The sequence below is a fragment of the Pantoea sp. PSNIH1 genome (assembly GCF_007680655.1).
Lineage (GTDB): Bacteria > Pseudomonadota > Gammaproteobacteria > Enterobacterales > Enterobacteriaceae > Pantoea > Pantoea eucrina.
In genome coordinates this window covers 1-26,779 of record NZ_VEIP01000001.1, presented here as the reverse complement: position 1 = coordinate 26,779, position 26,779 = coordinate 1, and the positions used below count along the sequence as shown (strand labels likewise).

The 26,779-nt window shown below is 56.8% G+C and carries 26 protein-coding genes and 3 tRNA genes; 15 read left to right on the top strand and 14 right to left on the bottom strand.

Translation table 11 applies throughout. The features are described 5' to 3' along the window. Nucleotides 1-13: 13 nt before the first annotated feature. Nucleotides 14-1,015: a LacI family DNA-binding transcriptional regulator gene (locus FS690_RS00140; RefSeq protein ID WP_039379376.1), complete on the top strand. Its 1,002-nt coding sequence runs from the start codon at nt 14-16 to the stop codon at nt 1,013-1,015. Between the two features lie 11 nt (nt 1,016-1,026). Here the strand turns inward: FS690_RS00140 and FS690_RS00135 are convergent, their stop codons facing one another. Further along, nucleotides 1,027-1,899, bottom strand: coding sequence for a helix-turn-helix domain-containing protein (locus FS690_RS00135; RefSeq protein WP_039385598.1), 873 nt, complete (start codon nt 1,897-1,899; stop codon nt 1,027-1,029). Nucleotides 1,900-2,081: 182 nt separating this feature from the next. On the opposite strand from FS690_RS00135, the gene FS690_RS00130 reads away from it, so the two are divergent. Next, nucleotides 2,082-2,981 carry a DMT family transporter gene (locus FS690_RS00130; RefSeq protein ID WP_104085252.1) on the top strand — a complete coding sequence of 300 codons (900 nt, stop codon included), beginning with the start codon at nt 2,082-2,084 and terminating at the stop codon, nt 2,979-2,981. A gap of 37 nt (nt 2,982-3,018) precedes the next feature. On the opposite strand, the gene FS690_RS00125 is transcribed toward FS690_RS00130, so the two are convergent. Beyond that, on the bottom strand, nt 3,019-3,258 hold the full coding sequence (locus FS690_RS00125) for a hypothetical protein (RefSeq protein ID WP_039379380.1): 240 nt from the start codon (nt 3,256-3,258) through the stop codon (nt 3,019-3,021). Between the two features lie 257 nt (nt 3,259-3,515). On the opposite strand from FS690_RS00125, the gene FS690_RS00120 reads away from it, so the two are divergent. Both FS690_RS00120 and FS690_RS18280 read left to right on the top strand, forming a co-directional pair. Beyond that, nucleotides 3,516-4,733 carry an MFS transporter gene (locus FS690_RS00120; protein WP_039379382.1) on the top strand — a complete coding sequence of 406 codons (1,218 nt, stop codon included), beginning with the start codon at nt 3,516-3,518 and terminating at the stop codon, nt 4,731-4,733. 257 nt (nt 4,734-4,990) lie between these two features. Next, on the top strand, nt 4,991-5,137 hold the full coding sequence (locus FS690_RS18280; RefSeq protein WP_166714036.1) for a hypothetical protein: 147 nt from the start codon (nt 4,991-4,993) through the stop codon (nt 5,135-5,137). A gap of 69 nt (nt 5,138-5,206) precedes the next feature. On the opposite strand, the gene FS690_RS00115 is transcribed toward FS690_RS18280, so the two are convergent. From FS690_RS00115 to FS690_RS00100, 4 genes are all read right to left on the bottom strand, one after another. Next, nucleotides 5,207-5,488: a hypothetical protein gene (locus FS690_RS00115; protein ID WP_039379385.1), complete on the bottom strand. Its 282-nt coding sequence runs from the start codon at nt 5,486-5,488 to the stop codon at nt 5,207-5,209. Between the two features lie 255 nt (nt 5,489-5,743). Next, the gene (locus FS690_RS00110) at nt 5,744-6,547 is read right to left on the bottom strand and encodes a hypothetical protein (RefSeq protein ID WP_145338899.1); all 804 of its coding nucleotides are present in this window, start codon (nt 6,545-6,547) and stop codon (nt 5,744-5,746) included. A 9-nt stretch (nt 6,548-6,556) separates the two neighbouring features. Further along, nucleotides 6,557-7,009, bottom strand: a complete 453-nt coding sequence (locus tag FS690_RS00105; RefSeq protein WP_039379390.1) for a universal stress protein — start codon at nt 7,007-7,009, stop codon at nt 6,557-6,559. A gap of 6 nt (nt 7,010-7,015) precedes the next feature. After that, the gene (locus FS690_RS00100) at nt 7,016-7,804 is read right to left on the bottom strand and encodes an IclR family transcriptional regulator (RefSeq protein ID WP_039379392.1); all 789 of its coding nucleotides are present in this window, start codon (nt 7,802-7,804) and stop codon (nt 7,016-7,018) included. Between the two features lie 152 nt (nt 7,805-7,956). Here FS690_RS00100 and FS690_RS00095 point away from each other — a divergent pair, with 152 nt between their 5' ends. The 3 genes from FS690_RS00095 (at nt 7,957) to ypdK (ending at nt 10,863) form a co-directional block, all read left to right on the top strand. Then, nucleotides 7,957-9,561 carry an MFS transporter gene (locus FS690_RS00095; RefSeq protein WP_145338898.1) on the top strand — a complete coding sequence of 535 codons (1,605 nt, stop codon included), beginning with the start codon at nt 7,957-7,959 and terminating at the stop codon, nt 9,559-9,561. Between the two features lies 1 nt (nt 9,562). After that, nucleotides 9,563-10,591, top strand: coding sequence for an HlyD family secretion protein (locus tag FS690_RS00090; protein ID WP_145338897.1), 1,029 nt, complete (start codon nt 9,563-9,565; stop codon nt 10,589-10,591). Between the two features lie 200 nt (nt 10,592-10,791). After that, nucleotides 10,792-10,863, top strand: coding sequence for a membrane protein YpdK (gene ypdK / locus FS690_RS00085; protein ID WP_006120362.1), 72 nt, complete (start codon nt 10,792-10,794; stop codon nt 10,861-10,863). 41 nt (nt 10,864-10,904) lie between these two features. Here the strand turns inward: ypdK and alaC are convergent, their stop codons facing one another. Further along, nucleotides 10,905-12,140 (bottom strand): alanine transaminase, encoded by a 1,236-nt coding sequence (alaC, locus tag FS690_RS00080; RefSeq protein ID WP_039379399.1) that lies wholly within the window; start codon nt 12,138-12,140, stop codon nt 10,905-10,907. A gap of 119 nt (nt 12,141-12,259) precedes the next feature. Next, nucleotides 12,260-12,784: a GNAT family N-acetyltransferase gene (locus FS690_RS00075; RefSeq protein WP_039379402.1), complete on the bottom strand. Its 525-nt coding sequence runs from the start codon at nt 12,782-12,784 to the stop codon at nt 12,260-12,262. A 345-nt stretch (nt 12,785-13,129) separates the two neighbouring features. On the opposite strand from FS690_RS00075, the gene FS690_RS00070 reads away from it, so the two are divergent. Continuing rightward, entirely contained in the window at nt 13,130-14,821 is a 1,692-nt protein-coding gene (locus FS690_RS00070) for a sensor histidine kinase (RefSeq protein ID WP_039379405.1), read from the top strand. Continuing rightward, nucleotides 14,818-15,540 (top strand): LytTR family DNA-binding domain-containing protein, encoded by a 723-nt coding sequence (locus FS690_RS00065; protein ID WP_104085255.1) that lies wholly within the window; start codon nt 14,818-14,820, stop codon nt 15,538-15,540. The genes FS690_RS00070 and FS690_RS00065 overlap by 4 nt, the downstream gene beginning before the upstream one ends. Nucleotides 15,541-15,570: 30 nt before the next feature. Here the strand turns inward: FS690_RS00065 and glk are convergent, their stop codons facing one another. Both glk and FS690_RS00055 read right to left on the bottom strand, forming a co-directional pair. Then, nucleotides 15,571-16,536, bottom strand: coding sequence for a glucokinase (glk, locus tag FS690_RS00060; protein ID WP_039379409.1), 966 nt, complete (start codon nt 16,534-16,536; stop codon nt 15,571-15,573). A gap of 152 nt (nt 16,537-16,688) precedes the next feature. Further along, nucleotides 16,689-18,344 carry an alpha-keto acid decarboxylase family protein gene (locus FS690_RS00055; RefSeq protein ID WP_145338896.1) on the bottom strand — a complete coding sequence of 552 codons (1,656 nt, stop codon included), beginning with the start codon at nt 18,342-18,344 and terminating at the stop codon, nt 16,689-16,691. A gap of 215 nt (nt 18,345-18,559) precedes the next feature. On the opposite strand from FS690_RS00055, the gene mgrA reads away from it, so the two are divergent. Both mgrA and FS690_RS00045 read left to right on the top strand, forming a co-directional pair. Further along, complete coding sequence (gene mgrA / locus FS690_RS00050) at nt 18,560-19,549, top strand: L-glyceraldehyde 3-phosphate reductase (RefSeq protein WP_145338895.1); 990 nt, start codon at nt 18,560-18,562, stop codon at nt 19,547-19,549. 148 nt (nt 19,550-19,697) lie between these two features. Further along, nucleotides 19,698-20,081 (top strand): DUF2502 domain-containing protein, encoded by a 384-nt coding sequence (locus FS690_RS00045; RefSeq protein WP_052246436.1) that lies wholly within the window; start codon nt 19,698-19,700, stop codon nt 20,079-20,081. 34 nt (nt 20,082-20,115) lie between these two features. On the opposite strand, the gene FS690_RS00040 is transcribed toward FS690_RS00045, so the two are convergent. Continuing rightward, on the bottom strand, nt 20,116-21,357 hold the full coding sequence (locus FS690_RS00040) for an Nramp family divalent metal transporter (protein ID WP_039379417.1): 1,242 nt from the start codon (nt 21,355-21,357) through the stop codon (nt 20,116-20,118). A gap of 366 nt (nt 21,358-21,723) precedes the next feature. Here FS690_RS00040 and FS690_RS00035 point away from each other — a divergent pair, with 366 nt between their 5' ends. Beyond that, entirely contained in the window at nt 21,724-22,914 is a 1,191-nt protein-coding gene (locus FS690_RS00035; RefSeq protein ID WP_039379419.1) for a NupC/NupG family nucleoside CNT transporter, read from the top strand. 225 nt (nt 22,915-23,139) lie between these two features. On the opposite strand, the gene FS690_RS00030 is transcribed toward FS690_RS00035, so the two are convergent. Together FS690_RS00030 and FS690_RS00025 are read right to left on the bottom strand one after the other, a co-directional pair. Further along, a tRNA-Ala gene (locus FS690_RS00030) sits at nt 23,140-23,215 on the bottom strand. 43 nt (nt 23,216-23,258) lie between these two features. Next, nucleotides 23,259-23,334, bottom strand: a tRNA-Ala gene (locus FS690_RS00025). Between the two features lie 343 nt (nt 23,335-23,677). Between FS690_RS00025 and FS690_RS00020 the strand changes: the two genes are divergently transcribed. Further along, on the top strand, nt 23,678-24,466 hold the full coding sequence (locus FS690_RS00020; RefSeq protein WP_094111922.1) for a formate/nitrite transporter family protein: 789 nt from the start codon (nt 23,678-23,680) through the stop codon (nt 24,464-24,466). Nucleotides 24,467-24,576: 110 nt separating this feature from the next. Further along, the gene (locus FS690_RS00015; RefSeq protein ID WP_039379424.1) at nt 24,577-24,930 is read left to right on the top strand and encodes a YfeC-like transcriptional regulator; all 354 of its coding nucleotides are present in this window, start codon (nt 24,577-24,579) and stop codon (nt 24,928-24,930) included. A gap of 77 nt (nt 24,931-25,007) precedes the next feature. Here FS690_RS00015 and gltX read toward each other — a convergent pair whose 3' ends face one another. Continuing rightward, nucleotides 25,008-26,429 (bottom strand): glutamate--tRNA ligase, encoded by a 1,422-nt coding sequence (gene gltX / locus FS690_RS00010; RefSeq protein WP_071668079.1) that lies wholly within the window; start codon nt 26,427-26,429, stop codon nt 25,008-25,010. A 273-nt stretch (nt 26,430-26,702) separates the two neighbouring features. Here gltX and FS690_RS00005 point away from each other — a divergent pair. Further along, nucleotides 26,703-26,778, top strand: a tRNA-Val gene (locus FS690_RS00005). Nucleotide 26,779 lies beyond the last annotated feature (1 nt).

Sequence of the window (26,779 nt, the reverse complement as noted above, 5' to 3'; positions counted from 1 at the left end):
TAAGGAGCCAGACTTGGCAGCAGGACGGGGACGCAAGGCAACGCTGGCAAGCGTTGCTGCCCAGGCAAACGTAAGCAAAATTACCGCCTCGCGCGCTTTTTCACAGCCGGAGAAAGTGCATCCGGAGACGCTGCAGCGCATTCACGCTACTGCAGAGCAGTTGGGCTATGTGATGAATACGGCTGCGCGCAGCCTGCGGGCGAAAAGCAGTAAAACCATCGGGATCGTCAACCCCGATATGGCAAACCCCTTCTTTGGCGGCCTGACGCGTCTGATGACGCTGGAGGCGAACAAGCTGGGCTACGATACGCTGGTTTTTGACTCCTGTGAGTCGCAGGAGAATGAGAACCGTATTATCGATAAGCTGATTGGGTATAACGTTGATGCCATTATTCTGTCGGTGATCTCCAACGATCTCCACTATCACCCGGCCTATATGAGACGGCTGGAGACGCTGAATATACCGGTGGTGCTGGTCGACCGCGAGCTGCAGGTTTCCCACTGCAGCGGCGTCTATATTGATAACCTCGACTGCGGCCTGCAGACCGGTCGCTGGCTGGCGGAACAGGGGGCGCAGCGTATTGTCGTGGTCTCCGGCCCGGAAAAGTCGAACGTTGCGCGTGAGCGCGTGCTCGGCCTGCAGGCCGCGCTGCAGGGAAAAGCTGCCTCGCTTGAGGTGCTCTATGCCGACTTTTTTATGGATGCGGCCTGGCAGGAGACCCGGCGCTGGCTGAAACAGCACCCCGCCCCTGATTACTTCGTGGGGTGTAACAATCAGATCTCACTCGGCATTATCAAAGCCTGTATCGAACACAAACTCAGTCTGCAACAGCAGGTAAAGCTGTTCAGCATTGATGAGGTCACGCAGGCGGATATTTATGGCTTTCACTTTCCCTGCATCGCGCACGATCTGCAGAGCATCGCCTGGCAGGCGCTGAATCTGGCGCTCCGGCGTATTAACGAAAGCGACAGCAAGCCGGGCAAAGTTATCGTGCGGGGTGAAGTGCTTCCCTGACGACGCGCTTTTTACCGGCTAAAGTCCTGCCGCCACGCGGAGGGCGCCACGCCGTGCAGCTGGCGGAACCGGTTACTGAAATGGCTGGCGGAGTGAAAACCGCAGCGCAGTGCAATCTCCGTTAGCGGCAGGGTGCTGTGCATCAGTAGCTCTTTCGCCACCGCCATACGGCGCTGCATCACATATTGGTGCGGCGCGCTGCCGGTGCTGCTGCGAAACATACGCGCAAAATGATATTCGCTGAGCGCAGCTTCTGCGGCCAGCCGCGCCAGCGTCAGCGGCTGATCGAGCTGCGCATCAATCAGGGCAATGATCCGGCGCAGCACGGCGGGTGCCAGGCCGCCCCGCACGGCGGGCAGCTGCCACTGCACATCGCTGTAGCGATGCAGCAGATGCGTCAGCAGCAGCGTCGATGCGCTGCTCAGCATCAGCTGATTGGCGGGCTGCTGCCAGCTGACGCTGAGCAAAAAATGGCGATAGAGCTGCGTAATGCGATCGTCATCAGCAAAAATCTTCTCCTGCAGATTCAGACTGGCTGGCGTGCGATCCCAGATCTGTTCGCCAAGCTGGCGTAAATGGGTATCGGTGCAGTAGAGGTGCACGAATGCGAGGTCGGCCCGCAGATCCCAGGTGGACTCCATACCGGACGGCATCAGGCAGAAACGATCCGGGGCGCCACCGTTGCGCCACCCGTGCGCGGTTTTATGCCAGGTATCATACCCCTCTTCGATATAGAGGCTCAGGGTATGGTGATCGCTGTGGTTGGTTACGCGGTCGCCGCTATTAAACCAGGCTGCCAGCCGGATCCCGCCTGAAAGCGGTACGCTATCACGCAGCTGAGCCTTTCGGTTTTTTAGCATAGTAAAGGTCTGGTAATCGGACATTGCGCATATCACATCGGCAGCGGTTAACCAGCAGTTTACCCGTCCGGACGATGGAAAACAGCGCGGCAGTCGGTGTGAGAATGAAAAAAGCGCAAGTTTTTGCAAGTGCTGCGCAATCGGGTGCAAGCGCCCGCCCGCGCCTGCGCGGATACTGTCGTCCTGTCTCTGCCGGAGTATTAACGATGAATGTAGTGCTGTATCTGAGCGTGGTGCTGATCTGGGGCACCACCTGGCTGGCGATCTTTCTGCAGCAGGACGCAGCCACCACGCCGGTCTATGTGGCTGTTTTCTGGCGCTTTCTCTTCGCCTCGCTGCTGATGCTGGCGCTGCTGACGCTGTGCCGCCGTCTGCGATCGCTGGACAGGCGCGATCATCTGTTTTGTCTGCTGCAGGGAGGCTGTGTTTTTGGCTTCAACTTTGTCTGCTTTTATCATGCAGCAGCCTGGATCAGCACCGGTCTGGAGTCGGTGATTTTTTCCATGGCGGTGATCTTTAACGCGCTCAACGGCTGGCTCTTTTTTGGCCAGCGTCCGCCGCTGCGCCTGGTGCCTGCCGCGCTGCTCGGTATGGGCGGTATCGTCGCGCTCTTCTGGAGCGATATTCGCGCGGCGCACCCCTCGCCGCAGCTGTTATGGGGCGCGGGCCTGAGTGCGCTGGGCACCTTTGGCTTTTCGCTGGGTAATATGATTTCAGCCCGGCATCAGCGCCGCCAGCGCGATATTCTCACCACTAACAGTTACGCCATGCTCTACGGCGCGCTGATCATGGCGGTAATGGCATGGCTTAATGGCGATGCGCTGCAGCTGCCGCGCAATCTGCAGTGGCTGGGCGCGATGAGTTATCTGGCGCTGTTTGGTTCTGTGATTGGATTTGGCGCTTACTTCACGCTGGTGGGTCGCATCGGTGCCAGTCAGGCGGCCTACAGTACGCTACTTTTTCCGCTGGTTGCGCTGACGCTCTCGACAATTTATGAAGGCTATCAGTGGCACGCTAATGCCGTGGCGGGACTGACGCTGATTTTGCTGGGCAACCTGGTGATGTTTATGCGCTGGCCGGTGCGCCGCGCACTGCGGCTGGCCTGACAGCAGAAGCGGGCGTGCAGCCCGCTCTGCTCATCCTCTAACGCCAGCCACCTGCGCCGGACTGAAGCTGCTGCGGCTGATTAAGGGCTTTTCTGGCGATCCAGTAAAGCATTACCCGCTCATCATCCCTGTCACGATCGGCCATAGCCAGCAGCTTTAACGACAGCGTGGCTTTGTTGACAGGCTGATGTTCATCGCTCAATTCGATCACCGCCTGACCGATAAGACAGCAGACTTCATCTCCACTGGATACGGATTCATATGCTCGGTCTTTCATATTTCCTCCCGTTGGTTGAAATATAAGCCTGGCAAACATCCCGGACTCTGCAGCAAAATCGCCTCGCTTAACATACCTGGTTACATATGCTCATCGCAGGACATACCGGGACGTGAATTGTCACGCTGCTGCCATTCATACCGGAAAAACGGCATTTCATTCTGTTTCTCTGACCGCTGAAGCGGGATCCGGCCGCGGCTACGCGCGTGCGCGCTAAGCTGCCAGCAGACTCCATATTCCCGGACGGGAGAATCACCATGACCACAGCCTCAACGGCGCACTACCAGCGCACCCGCATACTGACTCTGATCGGCACTGTCATTACCCAGCTTGCGCTGGGGTCAGTGTATACCTGGAGCCTCTTTAACGGCGCGCTGGCGCATAAACTGCACGAATCAGTCAGTCAGGTTGCTTTCTCCTTTGGGTTGCTCAGCCTGGGGCTGGCTATCGCCTCCTCGCTGGCAGGCAAGCTGCAGGAGCGTTTTGGCGTGCGTAATGTGACTATCGGAGCCGGCATCCTGATGGCAGCCGGATTCTGGCTGACCGCGCAGGCTGATAACCTGATGATGCTTTATCTGAGCGCCGGTATTCTGGTGGGCCTGGCAGATGGTGCGGGCTACCTGATGACGCTATCCAACTGTGTAAAGTGGTTTCCTGAGCGCAAAGGCCTTATCTCCGCCTGTTCAATCGGCGCCTACGGTCTGGGGAGTCTCGGCTTCAAATTTATCTGCGGCACCCTGCTGGATGCTGTTGGCCTGGAGAACACCTTCATGATCTGGGGCGTGCTGGCGATGAGCATGATGTTCTGCGGCGCGCTGCTGATGCGCGATGCGCCGGTGCGCGCTGCCAGCAACAATCCGCAGCATGCCGGACGCGACTTTACGCTGGCACAGGCGGTTCGCCTGCCGCAATACTGGATGCTGGCGCTGATGTTCCTCACCGCCTGTATGAGCGGCCTGTATGTGATCGGCGTAGCGAAAGATATCGGCGAAGGAATGGTGCACCTTACGCCGCAGATAGCCGCCAGTGCCGTAACGGTTATCGCCATTGCCAACCTTAGCGGCCGGTTAACGCTGGGGGTACTGTCAGACAAAATGGCCCGTATCCGGGTGATCTCACTGGCGCAATGTATTGCGCTCGCGGGCATGAGTATTTTGCTGTTTACCCGTATGAACGAAACCACTTTTTTTGTCTCGCTGGCCTGCGTAGCCTTCAGCTTCGGTGGCACAATCACCGTTTTCCCGGCGCTGATCAGCGACTTCTTTGGCCTGAACAACCTGACAAAAAATTACGGGCTGATCTACCTCGGGTTTGGTATTGGCAGCGTGCTCGGCTCGCTAGTCGCCTCCCTGTTCGGTGGCTTTACCGTTACCTTTAGTCTGATCATGACGCTGCTGGTTATTTCGCTGCTGCTTTCACTGAGCGTTCGTCAGCCGCGCCGTCAGGCAATTAACAGGCCTGCACTGCATAATTAACTTACAGGCGAGCGCTGTTATCCTGAGCGCTCGCACTTTTATTTTTCATCCGCAGGCGCGAATTATTGTCTTTCAGAATTATCGCGCTAATATAGCCTGCTATTCAGCTTATTCTGATTCAAATAGAAAAACCCGCTTTCCCGATCTTTTATTTAGACACATCTGGCAATATTTATCTAAATAACTCTACATTTGCTGCATCTTCACTCCACTATTCCGGCGTAATCTGACCTCACTGGAAAAGAGGAGGTCTTTCCATGAAAAAGCTTATTTCGTTAACGTCGATAGCGGTTATGGTCAGTTTGCTCAGCGGATGTATTATTGAGCACGACCGTGGCCGCGGCGCTGGCTGGGGTCATGACCGCGGCTGGCATCATGGCCACCACGGGCATCGTCACGGATAATCGGGCAAAGCGCACACAGCACTAATAAAAAAATAAATAAGCAGGGCGGGAATATATCCCGCCCTTTTTTTAGCTTTTAATCGCGTAATTACACTGATACCAGGCTTTCTTTAATCCTGGCAGATGACTGTCCTGCGCAGGCAGCGAATCCACTTTATCAAAACCCCGCTCGCTGCAGTAATTTGCCAGGTCAACATTCATGGCATCCCGATTAAGGCTATGCGGGTCGTAACGATATTGAACGGTGTTGGACGTATTATCTTCATCTACACGTTCAAATCCGCCAGGCTGATTAACGCTGCAGCCCGCCAGCATAATGAGCGCTAACGCGCCGGTAACGATATTTTTCATTCAGGTGTCCTCTTCAGGCGTCGAAGTGTAAACAACGATGCCACCGCGCGCCTATAGGAAAACGCGCGAAACAGTGTTAAGACCAGTGTTTTTGCCAATTGAATCAATAAAACCAAACGGCTTTTCTTATCATATGACAACTGCGATAGTGCAGTCAGACCACACGATGTCTGCTCCACACCAGGTAATATCAATAATAAGAAGATGTAACAAAGTGACCTTTGTGCCCGCGCTGAGCGGGCTTTTTTTCACCGGTTAGCCGTTGCTGTGCACCATATTACGTAAAAGGCCGGCGGCGCGCTTAGCAGGCAATGCGAGAATGGCGCTGTAGAGATCGATAGACATAGCACACAGCGCGCTGCGATCGACGGCGGTATCAGCCGGCTGATTAAGCTGCTGAAGTTTATTGCCCCATTTCCCATAAAGCCTGTCAACTATCTCACGCAGATCGCGGCGGGCCAGCGTCTGGTCGGTCTGCTGCTCTGCCCCCTGGCTGCTCAGCAGCAGGGCTTCAAGCGCATGACCGTCGCGCTGATAGAGTGCCGGAGTGAGCACCTCCTGCAGATTGATGCCGCCGCTGACCTGCGGATAGAGGAACTGAAAACAGCGCTGCGGACTCTGCTGCTGCAGCGCCTGCATCTCTTCCACCGACACCTGAACATAGGCGATCACTGCATCATCGCTGGCGCGGGTCATACGTTTATTGACGATATCAGTCAGCCAGCCCCGCAGGTCGCCCAGCGCCTGTTCGGCGGAAACGCCCTGCTGCAGCTTATGCCGCAGTTCACGATTCAGTAATTGCCACAGCTCCGGCTCCTGAACCCTAAGCAGGCGATAGCCTGGCGCCGCGCTGAGCTGCTGCGCAACCGCCTCCATCTGTATCTTCTCTGCCTGACGCGGATGCAGCCAGCTAAACCAGATCAGATTAGCTGCCACAAGCGGCAGGATAAACAGCAGCACCCCCTGCCAGGCTCGCAGCGCCGTGGTGCGTACCAGCATCACAATCACCAGCGCCAGCAGTGCAAAAGCGGCCAGCACCGAAATAAAAAGCAGCGTCATAATACGGCGTTAATCCTTACGCACGTCCAGCAGAACCGGACAGGTCGCGCGTTCGATCACTGCCGCGCTGACCGAGCCTTTCAGCAGCCGGTTAAGCGGCGAGAGGTGCCGGCGTCCCATGATAATCATACTGGCGCGCAGTGCCGCAGCCTGCGCCACAATGGTTTCAGCGGCTTCACCCGCCAGGATGACGCCTCTGGCATTCACACCCGCCCGCAGCAGCGGAGCCAGCGCATGACGCACCACCATCTCGGCGGTGTTCTGCTCATCTTTTGCCGCGACAAAATCATCCGGATCTTCACCGGCGTCAATTTCGATAGGCTGGCTGCAGGCTGAATAGGCGGGATCGATACAGCACAGCACCGTGACCGGGGCGTTGAGCGCCAGCGCCTGTTCAAGGGTCAGCGCAATAACTTTCTCCGCGACCGGTGAGTTATCGATAGCCATTAACAACATTTTCATGAGTCGTTACCTCTTCTCCACAGCGGTTATTTTGCCAATTTCGCGCAGCAGCGCCTCTTTACAGGTGATGATCTCTTTGCGATAGCGCGCTTCATGTTGCGCAAAGCGCGCGCCGGGAACCAGCAGCGAGATAGAGAAACGTCCGAACAGTGTGTCAATGGCGACCGCCAGGGTGGTGATCCCTTCAAGCGTTTCACCGCGATCGATCGCCAGGCCACTGCTGCGTACTTCAGCAATCAGCGCCATCAGCTGCGGCAGCGTTTTTACCGTTTTATCCGTGAGTTCCTGCCAGGCATCGCCCACCAGCAGCTGTACATCTTCATCGCTCTCCAGCGCCAGCAGCGCCCGGCCGCCGGAGGTACTATAGAGCGGCAGATTAAGCCCCATCCGCGGTACGACCCGCAGCTCGCGCGGCGCCACGACATAATGAACGATCGCCAGCTGCGTCCCGCTGGCGCGCGCCAGCGAGACGGTTTCATTAACCGTTGCTGAGAGCTGTTCCAGCAGCGGACGCGCCAGCTCCACCACATCTGTATGGACGCTGGAGATCAGTTTCAGCAGAGCTGGCCCCAGCCTGAGGCCCCCTGCCCCGCTACTGCGCACCAGCTGAGCGCTGTCGAGCGCCGCCACGATGCGCTGTACCGTGGAGCGTGGCAGGTTCACCACCTGCGCAATTTCGCCCAGACTCATGCCGCCGGGATGTTCACCCAGCGCATGTAAAATTTTTGCCGCACGCGCAATGACCTGAATGCCACCCGCTTTTTCATCCTCACGGCCTGAGGCAGATCCCACCATAATGCGTTCCTTATGAGCCTGCTTTACTGTAGCGCGAATGATCGCACTTTTGTACCTGCGTATCACATTGCAATACATCATACCGGCATGTAAGATGCGCGACCTGTATCACATCGTAATACACTGCATCATAATTTCATGAGAGTTCTGCTATGACCGCTTCGCCCGCTGCTCCGCCAGCTCCGCACCCGTTTACATTGCGCCTGGCTCTCGGGCTGGCGGGCGTGCTGATCGCGGCGCTGACGTCAGGACTCAACGATCGGGTCACGGATATTGCGCTGGCAGATATCCGCGCCGCTATCGGTGTCAGTCACGATCGCGGCAGCTGGATTGTCTCCGGCTATCAGGCGGCTGAAGTCGCCGCAATGATGATCGCGCCCTGGTTCGCCATCACCTTTTCTCTGCGCCGCTTTGCCCTGGTGGTTTCTGCCGGCTTTATGCTGTGCGGCCTGGTGCTGCCGCTGACGCAGGATGCGACGCTGTTTATTGCGCTGCGCGTGCTGCAGGGTATCTTTGGCGGCGCGCTGCCGCCCTTGCTGATGACAGTGGCGCTGCGCTTTCTGCCGCCGCCGATCAAACTCTATGGCCTGGGCGCCTATGCGCTTACCGCCACCTTCGGCCCCAATATGGCGGCCTCGCTGGCGGCGTTCTGGACCGATGAGGTGGGCTGGGCGTTTGTGTTCTGGCAGGTAGTCCCGGCCATGCTGCTGGCAATGACGCTGATTGCCTGGGGACTGCCGCAGGATCCGCTGCGCCTGGAGCGCTTTCGGCAGATCGACCTGTTTGGCATGCTTACCGGCTGCGCCGGCATGGCGCTGCTGATTCTGGCCCTGACTCAGGGGGAACGGCTGGACTGGCTCAGCTCACCGCTGTTTACCGCCATGCTGCTGAGTGCGCTGGCGCTGCTGACGGTGTTTCTGATTAACGAGTGGTTTCATCCGCTGCCGCTGTTCAGGCTGCAGATGCTGCGCCGTTCCAACCTGGCGCACGGCCTGCTGGCGCTGATGGCGGTGCTGATTCTGGCACTCTCCGGTTCAGCGCTGCCTTCGCTCTATTTTGGTCAGGTAGAGGGATTTCGCACGCTGCAGTTTGCGCCGCTGGCGCTGACCGTGGGCCTGCCGCAGCTGCTGATTGCCCCGCTGATCGCCGCTTTGCTGAACATTCGCCGGGTCGATTGCCGCTGGGTGTTGTGCTGCGGCGTGCTGCTGCTGGTCACCGCCTGCCTGCTGGGAACGCAGATTACCACTGACTGGGCGCGGCAGAATTTCTGGCTGATGCAGATCCTGCAGGCGTTCGGACAGCCGATGGTGATCCTGCCGGTGCTGATGAGTGCCACCAGCGTTGTGGCGCCGCCGGAGGGCCCTTTTGCCTCTGCCATGTTCAACACCGTACGCGGTTTTTCCAGCATTGCGGCCAGCACGCTGGTGGAGTGGTTTATCAGCCATCGCGAACAGTTCCATTCGCATGTACTGGTAGATCAGGCGGCCAGCCGTAGCTGGCTGATGACCGCGACCAGCAGCGCGCAGGCAGGCAGCAGCACTCCCCTGCTGCCGGACGGCAGCGCCAGTAGCGTGCAGAACCTGAGCGGATTTGCCGCCCTGCTGAAACATCAGGCGCTGGTACTCAGCCTGAGCGACGCCTGGCTGATGCTGACCACCTTTGGCGCCCTGCTGCTGCTGCTGACGCTCTGTCTGGCGCACCGCGTCTGGCCGCCTCAAACATTGATTCAACCTGTTACGCCACGTCGGGAAAACTGATATGCAACTCTCTGCTGTAAAAAGAACGGCGCTGCTAAGCGCCCTGTTAGTGCTGCTGCTCGCGCTCGCCTTTCTCCTCTGGCGTGCCATGACCACCAACGATCATCGCACCGATGATGCCTGGGTTAATGCGGATTACACGCTGGTCGCCCCCAAAGTTTCAGGCTATATCGCCCGGGTCAGCGTGCAGGATAACCAGCACGTCCGGGCGGGCGATCTGCTGGCAACGCTTGACGATCGCGATTTTCGCGTGGCGCTGGAAACCGCGCGCGCTTCGCTGCAGGTCAGCGAGGCTAAGCGGCTAAGCACCCAGGCGCAGCTGGCGCAGCAGCAGGCGACGATTAATCAGGCAAAAGCGACGCTGGCGGCCAGTGAGGCAGCGGCCCGCTACGCCGGCCAGAACGCCGCACGTTATAATCAGCTTTATAAAAGTGGCACCATTGCGGCTGACGATCAGCAAAAAGCGGATACTAACCAGCGTTCCGCTTCGGCGACGGTACGACAGAGTGAGGCGGCGCTGGACGCGGCGCTTAAGCAGGTTAATGTCCTGCAGGCGGCCGTGCGTCAGGCGGAGGCGGATGTCGCAGTCGCGCAGGCGAATGTCGACCAGGCGCAGCTTAATCTCTCTTATACCCGTATTGTTGCGCCGGTAGAGGGCACGGTCGGCCAGCGTACCGTACGTCCGGGCGCCTATGTCAGTGCCGGCAGCCGCCTGCTGGCAGTGGTGCCGCTGCAGCGGCTCTACATTACGGCTAACTATCTGGAAACCCAGCTGACCGACGTGCGGCCAGGGCAAAAGGTCAGCGTTACTGTTGATGCGCTACCGGGTAAAACCTTTACCGGGCGTATCGACAGCATTGCGCCGGCAACAGGGGCAACCTTCTCGGCAATTTCACCTGATAATGCAACGGGTAACTACACTAAAGTGGTTCAGCGTCTGCCGGTAAAGATTGTGCTTGATGCGGGTCAGCCCGATCTGGCGCAGCTGCGCGTCGGCATGTCGGCGATCCCGCACATTCAGACCCAATAAATTGTGAGCAATATCTCAGAACCGGCCTATTTATTTCTGGATCGATTCCGCGTAAATTAGCGCCCGATCCTGTTCCGGTCTGGCCGGGACCACCTGAGTAGAAAGCGTGTAGCGTTAATGAACTCCACCTTTCTCTTATTCTGTTCGGGTTACGCTGGTCTGGGATCGCCATCACGGTAACCGCACAGAGGAGTTATGTTGTGAAATACGCTTTGATGGGCATCTCTTTTTTCGTGTTGCTTTGGGTCGGCACCTTTGTGCTGATGCTCTGAGTACCGGACGGGGCGACCATACCAGTCGCCCCGACGCACGCTTAACGCGTCTCTTCTGCTTCTTTTACCGCTCCCGGTAAGATACCGTCGGCGCGGAACATCGCCTTAATTCCCCGCACCGCCTGACGAATGCGATCGCTGTTTTCAATCAGCGCAAAGCGCACGTGTGTATCACCATATTCACCAAAACCGATGCCCGGCGACACGCAGACTTTGGCCTCCTGCAGCAGCAGTTTGGCAAACTCCAGCGAGCCAAGATGCGCGTAGCGTTCCGGGATTTTTGCCCAGACGTACATCGATGCCTTAGGCAGATCCACCATCCAGCCCGCTTCATGCAGCCCTTTTACCAGCACATCACGCCGGCGCTTATACTGCTCAGCGATATCGCGCACGCACTGCTGATCGCCCTCCAGCGCGGCAATGGCTGCCACCTGTAGCGGCGTGAATGTCCCGTAATCGTGATAGCTTTTGATGCGCGCCAGCGCCGCTACCAGCTCTTTGTTTCCTGTCATGAAACCGATACGCCATCCCGCCATATTGTAGCTTTTGGAGAGCGTAAAGAACTCTACCGCCACGTCGCGTGCACCCGGCACCTGCATGATTGAGGGCGCTTTCCAGCCGTCGTAGGTGATGTCAGCGTAGGCGAGATCGTGGATCACCAGCACGTTATACTGTTTTGCCAGCGCAATAACCCGTTCAAAAAAGTCGAGTTCGACGCACTGAGCGGTGGGATTAGAAGGGAAGCCGAGGATCATCATTTTCGGCTTTGGATAGCTTTCGCGAATTGCACGCTCCAGCTCAGTAAAGAAATCCACGCCCGCGACCAGCGGCACGGAGCGAACCTGCGCCCCGGCGATCACCGCGCCATAAATATGGATAGGATAGCTGGGGTTGGGCACCAGCACGGTGTCACCATGATCGAGCGTGGCGAGCATCAGGTGCGCCAGTCCCTCTTTGGAGCCGATAGTCACAATCGCTTCTGACTCCGGATCGATATCCACCTGATAGCGCTCAGCGTACCAGCGCGAAATCGCCCGGCGCAGGCGCGGAATACCTTTTGAGGTGGAGTAGCCGTGCGTATCTTCACGCTGCGCCACCTGACAGAGCTTTTCCACAATATGCGGCGGCGTAGCGCCATCCGGATTCCCCATTGAAAAGTCGATAATATCTTCGCCGCGCCGACGCGCAGCCATCTTCAGTTCAGCGGTGATGTTGAATACGTATGGGGGAAGGCGTTCTATACGCGAGAAACGACGGGGTATGCTGTTATCAGCCATGATGTCCTCAGGATTACGTGAGCGCCCGGACCGTCCGAGCGACGCGGATCACTTGTTGTGACCTCACCCCGAACATAACGCGCTGTGACCTGCGCTGTCGAGAGCAGCAGAAAATTTTTTTATTTTTCGGGATTCAGGCAGCCAAACACCCAATCGTTTACCCACTCTCCGTTTAGCAGATAATTATCCCGCAGAGTCCCCTCCAGCATAAAATTATTCTTTTCCAGAATACGTCGGGATGGCCAGTTACCCTCAATCACCAGCGCTTTCAGCTTATGAAATTCTGCGCTGAACAGAAAGTGAACCAGCGCCGCCAGCGCTTCGCTGCCGTAGCCCTGCCCGATGTGGCTATGGCGCAGCATATAGCCAACTTCCGCCTGGCGATAAGGGTGCCACTCGGCGCTGCAGCCAAACAGGCCTATCGGTTCCTGATTTGTTTGCAGGCGCGCCACCAGGCACAGCATATGAAAGCTGGCGGGCTGCCACGGCGCCAGGCGTTCATTGAAACGCTGACGAATGTCGTTTTCATCGGGAATTTCACTTACCCAGGTCATGGTGGCAGCGTCTTCATGTACCGCTTTGAAGATCTGCCAGTCCTCCGGCTGCAACCGGCTCAGGGTTAATCGCGGGGTCTGAAGTTGCATGGCGGCGCTCCGCTACGGGGAAGAGTGCAACATAGCAAACTGCCGCAGCGACAGCCAGGGCGCCATTAATGGCGCCCCTGTGCGCCTCCGCACGGGCCGCATTTATGCGGCCCGTTAAACCAGGGCGCCATTAATGGCGCCCCTACACAAATCCTGTAGGGGCCGCATTTATGCGGCCCGTTAACCCAGGGCGCCATTAATGGCGCCTCTACACAAATCCTGTAGGGGCCGCATTTATGCGGCCCGTTAAACCCGGAGCGCTATGCTGGCGCATTGCGCGCGCATTTTTTATTATGACGCCACCGATATTCTGTCCCGGAAATGCCTGTGCCCTTCCATTTTGACATGCTGCTGGCGGTATTCGATCGCGCAGCGCTGATGCTCATCTGCCTCTTTTTTCTCACCCGCACCCGGGTGTTGCGCCAGCTGCTGCAGAAAGATGAACACACGCTGAGCGAGAAAGCGATCGTCACCCTGATTTTCTCGCTGTTTGCGCTGTTCAGCACCTGGTCCGGCGTGGCGGTGGATGGCTCGCTGCTGAATGTCCGCGTCATTGCGGTGATGGCGGGCGGCATTCTGTTTGGCCCCTGGGTGGGCGTGACGACCGGCGTCATTGCCGGGCTGCACCGCTTCCTGATCGACATAGATGGCGTCACGTCAGTACCCTGCCTGATCACCAGCATTGTGGCCGGTATCGCCTCTGGCGTAATTAATCGCCGGGTCAGCAAAGAGCAGCGCTGGGGGGCCGGCATAGTGGGCGGCATGCTGTGCGAGGCGCTGACTATGCTGCTGATCCTGTTATGGGCAAAGCCTGCAGCGCTCGGCCTGACGATTGTCTCGGAAATCGCCCTGCCGATGATTCTGGGTGCCTCCAGTATCGGATTGATTGTGCTGCTGGTGCAGAGCGTGGAGGGAGAAAAAGAGGCGATTGCCGCCCGGCAGGCCAAACTTGCGCTGGAGATAGCGAATAAAACGCTGCCGCTGTTTCGTCAGGTAAACAGCGATGCGCTGCGCGAAGTGTGCGATATTATCCGGCGCGACATCCACGCTGATGCGGTTGCCATTACCAATACGCAGCAGATTCAGGCGTATGTCGGCTATGGTGAACAGAACTACCATAATGGCGATGATGGCATCAGCCCCACTACCGCACAGGCGATTGCCAGCGGAAAAATCATCATCAAAAACAACGATGAAGCGCATCGCACGCGCGATATTCACTCAATGCTGGTGATCCCGCTCTGGGAGCAGGGTCAGGTGACCGGCACGCTGAAAATTTACTATCGCCGGGCGCATCGCATTACCGGCTCGCTGAAAGAGATGGCTATCGGGCTGTCGCAGATTATCTCGACCCAGCTGGAGGTATCGCGCGCTGAGCAGCTGCGTGAAATGGCCAATAAGGCGGAACTCCGTGCCCTGCAGAGCAAAATTAACCCTCACTTTTTGTTTAATGCCCTGAACGCTATCTCTGCCTCAATCCGGATGAATCCCGATACTGCCCGTCAGCTGGTTATCAACCTGTCGCGCTACCTGCGCTACAACCTTGAACTCAATGAGGATGAGCTGATCGATATCAAGAAAGAGCTGTGGCAGGTAAAAGATTATATTGCCATTGAGCAGGCGCGCTTCGGCGATAAGCTGTCAATGATCTACGATATCGACGACGATCTGCACTTTACTCTGCCCAGCCTGCTGATTCAGCCGCTGGTGGAAAATGCTATTGTGCACGGCATTCAGCCATGCCGGGGCAAAGGCGTGGTGACGCTCAGCGTGAAAGATCTGGGCGATCGGGTGCGTATCGCCGTACGCGACACCGGACCGGGGATCAGCGACGAGGTGATCCGTCGCGTTGCGCGCAATGAGATGCCGGGCAATAAAATTGGCCTGCTGAACGTTCACCATCGTGTCAGACTGCTGACCGGCCAGGGGCTGATTATCATGCGTCACCAGCCGGGAACGGAAATCGCCTTTAGCCTGCCGAAAAACAGCCAGCCTCTTCCTGCCGCGCTCAGCGTTCAACCGGAAATAACAGTATGAAAGCCATAATAGTGGAAGATGAATTTCTGGCGCGCCAGGAGCTCAGCTGGATGATTCAGCAGCATAGTCAGATCACGGTTGAAGCAAGCTTTGATGACGGGCTGGATGTGCTGAAATATCTGCAGACGCACCGGGTCGACGTGATTTTCCTCGATATTAATATTCCGTCGCTCGATGGCATGCTGCTGGCGCAGAATATTCATCAGTTTACCCACAAGCCCCTGATTGTTTTTATCACTGCCTGGAAAGATTATGCGGTGGAGGCGTTTGAACTCGACGCGTTTGACTACATCCTCAAGCCCTATCATGAGGCGCGCATCATCACCATGCTGAATAAGCTGGAGGCCACCACGCAGCCGCCGCCGCCGCAGAACAGCCCGGCTGTTACGCCGCAGACGGTGAATCTGCAGAAAGATGAGCGCATCATCGTTACCGATATCAACGATATTTATTATGTAGAAGCGCATGAAAAGCTGACGTTTGTGTATACGCGGCGGGAAGCCTACGTGATGTCAGTGGCCATCAGTGAGTTCTGCAGCCGGCTGCCGGAGGCGCTGTTTTTTCGCTGTCATCGCTCTTACTGTGTGAACCTGAGTAAAATTCGCGAGATAGAGCCGTGGTTTAATAATACCTATCTGGTGAAGCTGCGCGATCTGGAAGCGCAGGTACCGGTAAGCCGCAGCAAAGCCAGACCGTTCCGGCAGCTGATGCGGCTGTAAGGCGGACGACCCGCGCCGTCCGCCGCTGTGTCAGAGCACGCGGCCCAGCGCCTGACGCAGATGCGCGCCGGCACCCAGCAGGCCGGGCTGATCGTGCGTGATCATATACACCGGAATATCGACCAGATAGTCGCGGAAACGTCCCTTATCTTCAAACGCCGCGCGAAAACCGGAGGCTTTGAAAAAGTCGAGGAAGCGCGGCACGATGCCGCCCGCAATATAAACGCCACCAAAGGTGCCGAGGTTCAGCGCCAGGTTGCCGCCAAAGCGTCCCATGATCACGCAGAACAGCGTCAGCGCGCGACGGCAGTCGATACAGGTGTCCTGCAGTGCCCGCTCGGTCACATCTTTGGGCTTGAGGTTTTGCGGCTCGCGCGCGTCAGATTTCACAATCGCGCGGTAAAGGTTGACCAGTCCGGCTCCTGACAGCACGCGCTCGGCAGAAACGTGGCCCATCTCTGCACGCAGCACTTCGAGGATCTGATCTTCCTCTTCGCTGTTCGGCGCGAAATCGACGTGGCCGCCCTCACCCGGCAGACTGACCCAGCGCTGATTGACGTGTACCAGATGACTGACGCCCAGTCCGGTGCCCGCACCGTAGATAGCGATCGGCTTATCTTTAACCGGCGCTTTGCCGCCAAACTGGATCACTTCGTTTTCCGTCAGCATCGGGATCGCCATAGAGACGGCGGTGAAGTCGTTGATAATTTCCAGCGTGCTGAAGCCCAGATTCTGTTTCATCTGGCGCGTTGAGAATGCCCAGTCGTGGTTGGTCATCTCGACCCAGTCTTCGGTGATCGGACAGGCGATAGCGATACAGCCATCAGTCACTGCCTGCTGCTGTTCCGCCAGATAGAAACGGATAACGGCTTCAAGATTGTCGTAGTCTGATGTGGAGAATGTTTTGGCGTGTGAGATGGCGCCGGTCTCTACCTCACACAGCGCGAGACGAGCGTTAGTACCGCCCACATCGCCGACCAGGGCGTATTTTGTCATTCTTCTGCTGCTCCGCTTGGGTCATAAATAGTGGCAAACACTATAGAAGCCTGCCAATAAAACAACAACGCCCGCCGGTGAGGCGGACGCTGTTAATCCAGTGTGATGCACAGCCTGGCGATTGTCAGGCCATCTGTATAGAGGCAACTTTCTTAAACTGCACCACTATTACGCTGATGCAGGGCGGCGGTAACTTTGCGCAGCAGCGGCGGCAGATCCTGTTTTTCCATTACCACTTCAATCAGCGACAAACGCGCGGTTTTGCTGACCACCGCCATCGCCGCCTCCAGCTGCGCGGTTTCGCTGACCCGCCAGCTCTGCGCCGCCCCTTCCAGGCTCATCGCCTGCGGCAGTGCGGTCCAGTTCCAGCGCGCAATGTCATTATAACGCTGTTCCGGACCGTGAATGGCGCGCTCTACGGTATAGCCGTCGTTATTGAGCAGGAAAATCACCGGGCGCTGGCCGTCACGCTGCATGGAGCCCAGCTCCTGAATAGTCAGCTGTGCTGAGCCATCGCCAATGATCAGGATCACCCGGCTGTCGGGCCGCGCCGTCTGCGCACCAAACGCCGCCGGCAGCGTATAGCCAATCGATCCCCACAGCGGCTGTACCAGCAGCTGCGCCCCCTCCGGCAGCTGCAGGGCCGCTGCGCCAAATGCCGCCGTACCCTGATCGGCAAGGATAATATCACCCGGCAGCAGGAAGTGCTGCATTGCCTGCCAGAATGCCTGCTGAGTGATTATCCCTGCAGCAATCTGATGATTTTCCTCGCACTGCATGCTCTCTCCGGTCGGCCAGCGCGGGCAGTGACGCTGATAAACCGACTGCAGCGCCGCCAGCGCCGCCTTCATTGGCAGCGCAAAGCGCTCGCCCGCCACACAGCTGTGAAACGGCTGGATATCGATAACGCGTTCAGCGGAGAGCTGCTGGGTGAAGCCAGCGGTCAGCGTGTCGGTAAAGCGCACGCCTGCGCACAGCGTCACATCCGCCTCCTCAATCGCCCTGCGGATAGCCATGCTGCTGCCCGCCGCCGCGTAAGTGCCGACAAAACCAGGCTGCTGTTCATTGAGCACGCCTTTGCCCATCAGCAGCGTCGCTGACGGGATCGCGCGCAGCTCACGCAGTCCGGCCAGCTGTGCGGCAGCCCCCCAGCGTGCGGCGAGAAAATCAGCCAGCAGCGCCACGCGCTGTGCCGGTGCCAGCAGACGCTCAGCCGCCGCCGCAAAGGCTGCAGCGGCATCTGCGTTTTCGCTGTGCGGCTCAGCGCGGGCTGACGGCGGGGTTATCGCTGCCGCGGCCACATCCACCGCCAGCAGCAGGTAGCCCGGCCGATGCTCATGCAGTGCGGTGCTTACCACGCGATCGATCTCCGCCGCAGCGTTCTCTGCGGTAAGCACCGCTGTCGCGGCGTTGACCTCCTGCGCCATGCGCAGAAAATGGTGAAAATCACCGTCGCCCAGCGAATGGTGCACGCACTCCCCCTGCTGCTGCACCGTCAGCGCCGGCGCACCGACAATCTGGATCACCGGCACATACTCGGCATAGCTGCCGGCGATGCCGTTAATCGCGCTCAGCTCACCCACGCCAAAGGTGGTCAGCAGCGCTGCCGCGCCCTGACAGCGGCCATAGCCGTCAGCGGCATAGGCGGCGTTAAGCTCGTTGGCACAGCCGACCCAGGCGATCGCCGGATGCGCGATCACGCTATCGAGAAACTGCAGATTGTAGTCGCCCGGCACGCCAAACAGGTGACGGATGCCCGCCTCATCCAGCCTCTGTAACAGATAGTCGCTTACGGTGAACCTCTTCATCAGATGCTCCTTCCAGGGGGAATGTTCTGGAGTATCAGCGATGGCTTTGAAAGGAAGCGACTTTTTAACCGCGATTGCGCCGGGCTGAATGGCAAGCATTCGTTACGGCGTGATATCTCTCTGCAGAATGGGATCTTTCACGCTTTTTAGCGCAGTGTAAACGCATACACTAACTGGCCGGAATGCTCATTTCTATTGCAGGATAACTCTAAGCCATGCCTCTTTTTCCTCATCCCGATCGTTATCAGCAGATGCACTATCGCCGCAGTGGCCAGAGCGGGCTGAAACTGCCCGCTATTTCACTGGGGCTCTGGCACAACTTTGGCGACGCGACGCGCGTCGATACCAGTCGCGAACTGCTGCGCCACGCCTTTAACTGCGGCATTACTCATTTCGATCTGGCCAATAACTATGGTCCTCCGCCCGGTTCTGCAGAGAGCAACTTCGGTCGTATTTTGCGGGAAGATTTCTCCGGCCTGCGCGATGAGCTGGTGATCTCTACCAAAGCGGGATACACCATGTGGGACGGCCCTTATGGTGACTGGGGGTCGCGTAAATACCTGATCGCCAGCCTCGATCAGAGCCTGAAACGCATGGGGCTGGAGTATGTGGATATTTTTTATCACCATCGTCCCGACCCGCATACGCCGCTGGAAGAGACGATGCGCGCGCTCGATCACTGCGTCCGTCAGGGCAAAGCGCTCTATGTTGCGCTCTCTAACTATCCGGCTGAGCAGGCCGCACGCGCTATAGCGCTGCTGCGTGAGCTCGGTACGCCCTGTCTGATTCATCAGCCGCGCTATTCGCTGTTTGAACGCGGCCCGGAACAGGGCCTGCTGGATGTGCTGGGCGAACAGGGAACCGGCTGCATCGCCTTTTCACCGCTGGCGGGCGGCATACTGACCGATCGCTATTTAGCGGGCATCCCGCAGGATTCGCGTGCTGCCAGCGGCAGTAAATTCCTGAATGAGGACCAGCTTACCGCAGAGAAAATGGAAAAAGTCCGGCAGCTGCAGGCGCTGGCGCAGCAGCGCGGGCAGAAGCTGGCGCAGATGGCGCTGAGCTGGGTGTTACGCGATCCGCGCATCACTTCAGTGCTGATTGGCGCCAGCAAAATCGCGCAGATTGACGACGCGGTAGCGATGCTGAGCCAGCCGGCGCTGACTCCTGAAGAGCTGCAGGCGATCGATCGGATCCTGATGTAACCGCTCTCTTTTACGGCAGCAGGGGCGGTTAACTAACCGCATATTCTGCTGCCGTCGTACTTTTTCAGACTAACTCTCAAGGCTAAGCTGGTCCGATGTGGCACACTGGTCTGACGATAGCAGTGATAAGCTGTCGCAAGGAGATAACATGAAATCTGCACTTTTCGTTGCCGTTTTGCTGGCAACATTATCGCCGCTGGTGCCACACACAGCCCATGCTACCAGCGCTACCATCGATCTTGCCCCCGGCGTCAGTTTACAGCTGGGAGAACGTGACCGTCGCGGCTATTACTGGGATGGCGGGAACTGGCGCGAACCGCGCTGGTGGAACGACCGCTACCAGTATAATGAACATCGCTGGTGGCGCCATGAAGAGTGGAAGCGTCATAAAGCGTGGGAGCGCGACCGCGAACATGAACGACGCCGGCACGAGCGGGAGCGCTGGCGTGAACAGGATCGTCATCATGAACGGGAACGTCGCGCGCACTGGCGACACGGCGGCCCGCCGCATCCTCATGACCACCATCACTAAACCCTCTCCCGGCGCCTTCGCGCCGGTTTTTACGCTACCAGCCGAGCGCTTCTCCCACCAGTAAATAGATGTTCAGTGCCACGACCAGCATCACAATCAGGCGACCGGTGTTCTGCATCAGGCGGGAGTTGACCAGTTCATCCCCCATCAGCTCACGATTCCCGGTAAACGCCAGCAGCGGGATCAGCGCCAGCGCGATACCAAAACTCAGCAGCACCTGACTCATCACCAGAATGCGCGTCGGGTCCCAGCCAGCCCAGATAACAATAAATGAGGGCAGCATGGTAATCACCCGCCGGACCCACAGCGGAATATGAAACCGGATAAAGCCCTGCATCACCACCTGCCCTGCCAGGGTGCCGACCACCGTGGAGGAGAGTCCGGCCGCCACCAGGCTCAATCCAAATACAATCGCTGCGGCCTGCCCGAGCAGCGGCTCCAGCGTCAGATACGCCTGGTCAAGATCGACAATGGAGGTGTGTCCGCTGAAGTGAAACGCCGCCGCCGCCGTGGCCATCATTGCCAGGTTCACGAAGCCGGCAATGGTCATCGCAATCGCCACATCCAGTTTAGTGGAGGAGTAGCGTTCGGCTTTGGTGCCTTTATTACCGTGCTGGGTCAGCGCTGAATGCAGATAGATAACGTGCGGCATAATGGTGGCACCCAGTACACCGGCTGCCAGAAATACCGCGTCAGACCCCGGTAACGAAGGCAGGGCCATCCCGGTAACGAGCTGGCTGACGCTGGGCTGGGAGAAAAAGAGCTCAACGATATAGGCCGCGGCAACAAACAGCAGCAGGCCACCAATCACCCGCTCCAGCGGTTTCTGTCCGCGGCTTTGCAGCATCAGGATCAAAAAGGTCGCAATGCCGGTCAGTACGGCGCCCTGCAGCAGTGAGATGCCAAGCAGCAGCTTAAAGCCCAGCGCGGCACCGATAAACTCTGCCAGGTCGGTCGCCATCGCGATGATTTCGGCCTGCACCCAGTAAAACCAGACGGCGGGACGCGGGAAACGGTCGCGTATGTGCTCCGCCAGGTTTTTACCGGTTGCGATCCCCAGCTTGGCTGACATCAGCTGGATCAGCATCGCCATGACGTTTGCCCAGACCACCACCCACAGCAGCTTATAGCCATAGGCGGCTCCTGCCTGAATGTTGGTGGCAAAGTTACCCGGATCGATATAACCGATAGCGGCGATAAACGCAGGCCCCAGCAGGGCGAGCTTGAGTTTTCTGGCTCCGCGGGCGGCGCGCTCTGCGGTGCGGCTTTCTGACATAGTGTGATCCTGTCCTGACGCGTGTAGACCCGCTGAGTTTAAGGGGCCTTACAGGCAAGTAAAATCTGGTTATATTTATCGCAGTAATAGATAGTGCTATAAAGTATAGCCAATGCTATACATCAACGCAAAGATCGGCCTCTGACAAAGCATAGAACGGATTTACTCTACGCCCGGAACAAATTATAAACAATCTCTGTGTGGATAAATTGTGTGAGCGGTTTGTTACGGTGATGTGAGCAGGCAGAGTTATCCGCAAAAAATTGCGATACTGAATACTTATAATGCGGGTTTGATCTCGTTTTTAAGTAACGTGTTACATAGAATACGCAGCAAAATACAACCCTCCTCAAATTTGGAGCCGATATGTCCCATATTTTGCATTTCCTTTTAGCACTGGTGGTCGTCGGCGTGCTGGCCCTGCTGGTCAGTCACGACCGTAAAAGTATTCGCTTTCGCTATATCGCACAGCTTTTAGTGATTGAACTCCTGCTGGCGTGGTTTTTCCTGACCTCTGAGGCGGGACTGGGCTTTGTTAAGGGCTTTGCCAGCATGTTTGATTACCTGCTGAAATATGCAGGTGAAGGCACCAATTTTGTGTTTGGCGGCATGAACGAAAAGGGACTCGCCTTCTTCTTCCTTAATGTTTTATGCCCTATCGTCTTTATTTCTGCGCTGATCGGTATTTTGCAGCATTTCCGCATTCTGCCGTGGATCATCCGCGGTATCGGAACCGTGCTGTCAAAAGTGAACGGCATGGGCAAGCTGGAGTCTTTTAACGCCGTCAGTTCTCTGATTCTGGGACAGTCAGAAAACTTCATCGCGTATAAAGATATTCTCGGCAAAATGTCGCAGCGTCGTATGTACACCATGGCGGCCACCGCTATGTCGACCGTATCGATGTCCATTGTTGGCGCCTACATGACCATGCTGCAGCCAAAGTATGTGGTTGCCGCACTGGTGCTGAATATGTTCAGTACCTTTATCGTTCTGTCGCTGATCAACCCTTACCGCGTAGAGAATGAAGAAGATCTGCAGCTGCAGGATCTGCATAAAGGTCAGAGCTTCTTTGAGATGCTGGGTGAATATATTCTTGCCGGATTTAAAGTGGCGATTATCGTTGCGGCTATGCTGATTGGCTTTATTGCCCTGATCTCCGGTCTGAATGCGCTGTTTGACCTGATTTTTGGTATCAGCTTCCAGGGCGTGCTGGGCTATGTATTCTATCCGTTTGCCTGGGTGATGGGTGTTCCGGCTCATGAAGCGCTGCAGGTAGGCAGTATCATGGCCACCAAACTGGTCTCTAACGAATTTGTGGCGATGATGGATCTGCAGAAAGTTGCAGGCCAGCTGTCACCTAACGCAGAGGGCATTCTTTCGGTGTTCCTGGTATCGTTCGCTAACTTTTCATCCATCGGGATTGTGGCTGGCGCGATTAAAGGACTGCATGAAGAACAGGGCAACGTGGTATCACGCTTTGGCCTGAAACTGCTCTACGGTTCAACGCTGGTCAGCGTGCTCTCAGCTGCCATTGCCGGTCTGGTACTCGCTTTCTGATTATCAGGGCGGGCTTCGGCTCGCCCTGCTCTCCTGCTCAGCCGTTACGCCTTCAGCACCACGCTTCCCGCTTTTCTCTGCGCTTTCTGCACATCACTGATTTTCATCAACGGAATAGCTGCCGCTATAAAGCGTGCGTTGCAGGGAGCAGAACTGACAGAAAAGGTCATTCAGGAAGAGATTTATCGCAGTAACGGGAAGATATTCAGAGCAACAACGAAGATTTGGTGGAGATAAGCGGGATCGAACCGCTGACCTCTTGCATGCCATGCAAGCGCTCTCCCAGCTGAGCTATACCCCCACATCTGGAATCATTCTTTCGGTTCAAACCGTTGGGAGCGGTTTGGTGGAGCTAAGCGGGATCGAACCGCTGACCTCTTGCATGCCATGCAAGCGCTCTCCCAGCTGAGCTATAGCCCCGTACCGAAAAAACTGCCGGGCAGACCCGACGGACGGCATAATATGAAACCGCTCTGAGTGTGTCAACGGCAAATTCTCGTTCTGTGTGCAATCGCTGAAAAAGACGGCAAACCCGTGTTGTAGTGACCTTTTTTTCGCCACTTATGCTCCTCCTGCTGCTGATGGTGGCCAAAAAGCAGCGCGCTGGCGGGTTAAATTCAGGTTAAAGATGTTAGCGCCAGGCTTGTTTTCGTTAATGGTCCGTGTAAAACTTCGCACGCTAATTAACCGGTTGACCTGCCAGGGTTAGCTCCTTAATAACCGGTAAAATCATCCCTTTGTTTAATAAAAGAAAAAGAGAATTATGTCACTACATACTCCTAAAGAGATCGCCCAGCTGGCGATTCAGGCTGGCGTGGCTAAAAGCCGCCTGCCCGTTTCAACCTTATTAATCCTTGGCTTTATGGCTGGTGCCTTTATCGCTACCGGCTTCCTGCTTGATCTGCACGTCATTAACCAGCTGCCTGCTGAATGGGGCTCATTCTCAAGCTTTCTGGGCGCTGCCGTATTCCCGGTCGGTCTGATTCTGACCGTGCTGGCTGGCGGTGAGCTGCTGACGGGCAATATGATGACGCTGCCGGTGGCGTGGTTTGCCCGCCGTATCAGCGCTTTGAGCGTCCTGCGTAACTGGTTCTGGGTTACGGTTGCGAACTTTATTGGTAGCGTCGCCGTCGCCTGGTTCTTTGGGCATATGCTGGGCATGACGGAAGGTGACTACCTGAAAAAAACCGTTGCGATTGCGCACGCTAAAGTCAGCGCCGATTTCCTGCATGCCTTTATCTCTGGCGTGGGCTGTAACTGGCTGGTCTGCCTGGCGGTATGGCTGGCGTTTGCCAGTAAAGATATGGTGGGCAAAATCATGGGGATGTGGTTCCCGGTGATGGCGTTCGTGGCCATTGGTTTCCAGCACGTCGTGGCGAACATGTTTATTGTGCCGGCGGCTATCTTTGCGGGTCAGATGAGCTGGGCCGAGTTTGCGCCTAACGTAATTGCCGTGTTCCTTGGCAACGCCGTAGGGGGAGCTATCTTCGTCGGTCTGACCTATTTCCTGGCGTTCCGCCCTGAACAGGCAGTTGCTCGCGAAGCCTCGTAACCTATTAATGTCTTTTATTGGTCGTAAAAAGCATTTTCTGTCCGGATTACTTTTCCCAGTAACGTTTTGTTGTAATATGTAGAGCTAATGTATTCAACAGGGACAGCATCGTGAAAAAGGAATGGCTAACCCCCGAAGAGCTCGCGCTTGAAACGGGCTACAGTCGGCAGACGGTGAACAAATGGATCAAACGCGAAAACTGGACCACCACGCCTAAGCCCGGCGTACAGGGCGGCAAAGCGCGTTTGATCCATATCGATGAGCGGGTGAAAAGCTTTATTCAGTCCACCCGCCACGCGAGTGAACCGGCAGCGAATTACGCCGCTCAGCAGAATACGTTACCTGCGTTATTAATAAATTCTGTCCAGCAAATGACGCAGACAGAACAGGACCAGCTCGCCGCCCTGTTACTGCGTGAAGGGATCCGCGGTGTTCTGGAAAGGCTGGGTATTCAGGATGCATAAAAAAGCCGGAGGCAATTGCTTCCGGCTTTTTTGTTGTACCTGATAACGCTCCCGCGGCGTGCGAGAGCGATAAGCTATCAGGCGTTAGCTTCGCGCTCAGCAATAAATGCCAGCGCTTTATCAATCCGCGCAACGCTGCGGCTGCGGCCAATCGCTTCCACGGTCACATCCAGCGCCGGCGACTGCCCTGCTCCGGTAACGGCAACACGCAGCGGCATGCCCACTTTCCCCATACCCAGCTCAAGTTCATCCGCCGCGCTCTGAATCGCATGGTGAATCTGCTCTGCATTCCAGTCGCTGTCGCTCAGTGCAGCCAGCTTGTCACGCACCCGCTCCAGCGGCTGACGCGCAACCGGACGCAGATGCTTCTTCGCGGCATCCGCATCAAAGGCGTCAAACTCTTCATAGAAGTAGCGGCAGGAAGCGGCAATCTCCACCAGCGTTTTGCAGCGGTCGCCCAGCAGCGTCACCAGTTTTGCCAGTTCAGGCCCGGTGCGGGTATCGATCTGCTGCTGTTCAATGTGCCACTGCAGATGCGTCGCCACATACTCTGGCGGCAGCGTAGTAATATAGTGGTGATTCAGCCACTGCAGTTTTTCAGTGTTGAAAGCGCTGGCTGATTTACTGACCGCATCCAGCGTAAACAGCGATTTCATCTCAGGAATGCTGAAGATCTCCTGATCGCCATGAGACCAGCCCAGACGAACCAGATAATTAAGCAGCGCCTCCGGCAGATAGCCATCGTCGCGATACTGCATCACGCCTACCGCGCCGTGACGCTTGGAGAGTTTTTTACCATCATCACCGAGGATCATGGAGACGTGCGCATAGACAGGAACCTGCGCGCCAATCGCTTTCAGGATGTTGATCTGACGCGGTGTGTTATTGATGTGATCTTCACCACGGATAACGTGCGTGATCCCCATGTCCCAGTCATCCACCACTACGCAGAAGTTGTAGGTCGGTGAACCATCGGTACGACGAATGATCAGGTCGTCCAGCTCCTGATTGCTGAATTCAATCGGGCCGCGGATCTGATCGTCAAAGATGACAGAGCCATCCTGCGGATTACGGAAACGGACCACGCACGGCTCATCAGCAGCGTGATGTTCATGGCTGTCGCGGCAGCGACCGTCATAGCGTGGCTTTTCACCGTTAGCCATCTGCTCTTCACGCAGTGCATCAAGACGCTCGCGGGAGCAGTAGCACCTGTAGGCGGTGCCCGCTTCCAGCATCTCATCAATGACGTCGTTATAGCGGTCAAAACGTTTGGTCTGATAGTAAGGACCTTCATCCCAGTCAAGGCTCAGCCAGTTCATACCATCCATAATGGCTTCGATCGCTTCCGGCGTGGAGCGCTCCAGGTCAGTGTCCTCAATACGCAGGACAAACTCGCCTTCGTAATGACGTGCAAAAAGCCAGGAGTAAAGCGCGGTGCGGGCGCCTCCAACGTGCAGATAGCCGGTCGGGCTGGGGGCGAAGCGGGTTTTAATTTTCATTCAGCATTGCCTTAGATGCGCAGGTTTTCTTGTCTGGATGACAAAAAAACGGGTTAACGCGAAAAAACAGTGCGCACATTCTAGCAGGTGGAGATGATTCCTCAATCACTCTCACCGCCGCTGCCGTAGCGCAAACGGCTTTTTCTGCTAATAAAACCAGCACATTGGCTAAAACCCCTTCAGGGTGACTATTTTTAAAGCGAACAAACATTTTAATTTTAAAAAGCGTTGACTCACTTCGAAGGATCCCTATAATGCGACTCCACACAGCGGGGGTGATTAGCTCAGTTGGTAGAGCATCTCCCTTACAAGGAGGGGGTCGGCGGTTCGAACCCGTCATCACCCACCAC

Excerpts from the sequence above, each read along its gene's own strand:
- FS690_RS00135 (WP_039385598.1), bottom strand. The coding sequence starts at position 1,899 with ATGTCCGATTACCAGACCTTTACTATGCTAAAAAACCGAAAGGCTCAG.
- FS690_RS00130 (WP_104085252.1), top strand. The coding sequence starts at position 2,082 with ATGAATGTAGTGCTGTATCTGAGCGTGGTGCTGATCTGGGGCACCACC.
- FS690_RS00125 (WP_039379380.1), bottom strand. The coding sequence starts at position 3,258 with ATGAAAGACCGAGCATATGAATCCGTATCCAGTGGAGATGAAGTCTGC.
- FS690_RS00120 (WP_039379382.1), top strand. The coding sequence starts at position 3,516 with ATGACCACAGCCTCAACGGCGCACTACCAGCGCACCCGCATACTGACT.
- FS690_RS18280 (WP_166714036.1), top strand. The coding sequence starts at position 4,991 with ATGAAAAAGCTTATTTCGTTAACGTCGATAGCGGTTATGGTCAGTTTG.
- FS690_RS00115 (WP_039379385.1), bottom strand. The coding sequence starts at position 5,488 with ATGAAAAATATCGTTACCGGCGCGTTAGCGCTCATTATGCTGGCGGGC.
- FS690_RS00110 (WP_145338899.1), bottom strand. The coding sequence starts at position 6,547 with ATGACGCTGCTTTTTATTTCGGTGCTGGCCGCTTTTGCACTGCTGGCG.
- FS690_RS00105 (WP_039379390.1), bottom strand. The coding sequence starts at position 7,009 with ATGAAAATGTTGTTAATGGCTATCGATAACTCACCGGTCGCGGAGAAA.
- FS690_RS00100 (WP_039379392.1), bottom strand. The coding sequence starts at position 7,804 with ATGGTGGGATCTGCCTCAGGCCGTGAGGATGAAAAAGCGGGTGGCATT.
- FS690_RS00095 (WP_145338898.1), top strand. The coding sequence starts at position 7,957 with ATGACCGCTTCGCCCGCTGCTCCGCCAGCTCCGCACCCGTTTACATTG.
- FS690_RS00090 (WP_145338897.1), top strand. The coding sequence starts at position 9,563 with ATGCAACTCTCTGCTGTAAAAAGAACGGCGCTGCTAAGCGCCCTGTTA.
- alaC (WP_039379399.1), bottom strand. The coding sequence starts at position 12,140 with ATGGCTGATAACAGCATACCCCGTCGTTTCTCGCGTATAGAACGCCTT.
- FS690_RS00075 (WP_039379402.1), bottom strand. The coding sequence starts at position 12,784 with ATGCAACTTCAGACCCCGCGATTAACCCTGAGCCGGTTGCAGCCGGAG.
- FS690_RS00070 (WP_039379405.1), top strand. The coding sequence starts at position 13,130 with ATGCTGCTGGCGGTATTCGATCGCGCAGCGCTGATGCTCATCTGCCTC.
- FS690_RS00065 (WP_104085255.1), top strand. The coding sequence starts at position 14,818 with ATGAAAGCCATAATAGTGGAAGATGAATTTCTGGCGCGCCAGGAGCTC.
- glk (WP_039379409.1), bottom strand. The coding sequence starts at position 16,536 with ATGACAAAATACGCCCTGGTCGGCGATGTGGGCGGTACTAACGCTCGT.
- FS690_RS00055 (WP_145338896.1), bottom strand. The coding sequence starts at position 18,344 with ATGAAGAGGTTCACCGTAAGCGACTATCTGTTACAGAGGCTGGATGAG.
- mgrA (WP_145338895.1), top strand. The coding sequence starts at position 18,560 with ATGCCTCTTTTTCCTCATCCCGATCGTTATCAGCAGATGCACTATCGC.
- FS690_RS00045 (WP_052246436.1), top strand. The coding sequence starts at position 19,698 with ATGAAATCTGCACTTTTCGTTGCCGTTTTGCTGGCAACATTATCGCCG.
- FS690_RS00040 (WP_039379417.1), bottom strand. The coding sequence starts at position 21,357 with ATGTCAGAAAGCCGCACCGCAGAGCGCGCCGCCCGCGGAGCCAGAAAA.
- FS690_RS00035 (WP_039379419.1), top strand. The coding sequence starts at position 21,724 with ATGTCCCATATTTTGCATTTCCTTTTAGCACTGGTGGTCGTCGGCGTG.
- FS690_RS00020 (WP_094111922.1), top strand. The coding sequence starts at position 23,678 with ATGTCACTACATACTCCTAAAGAGATCGCCCAGCTGGCGATTCAGGCT.
- gltX (WP_071668079.1), bottom strand. The coding sequence starts at position 26,429 with ATGAAAATTAAAACCCGCTTCGCCCCCAGCCCGACCGGCTATCTGCAC.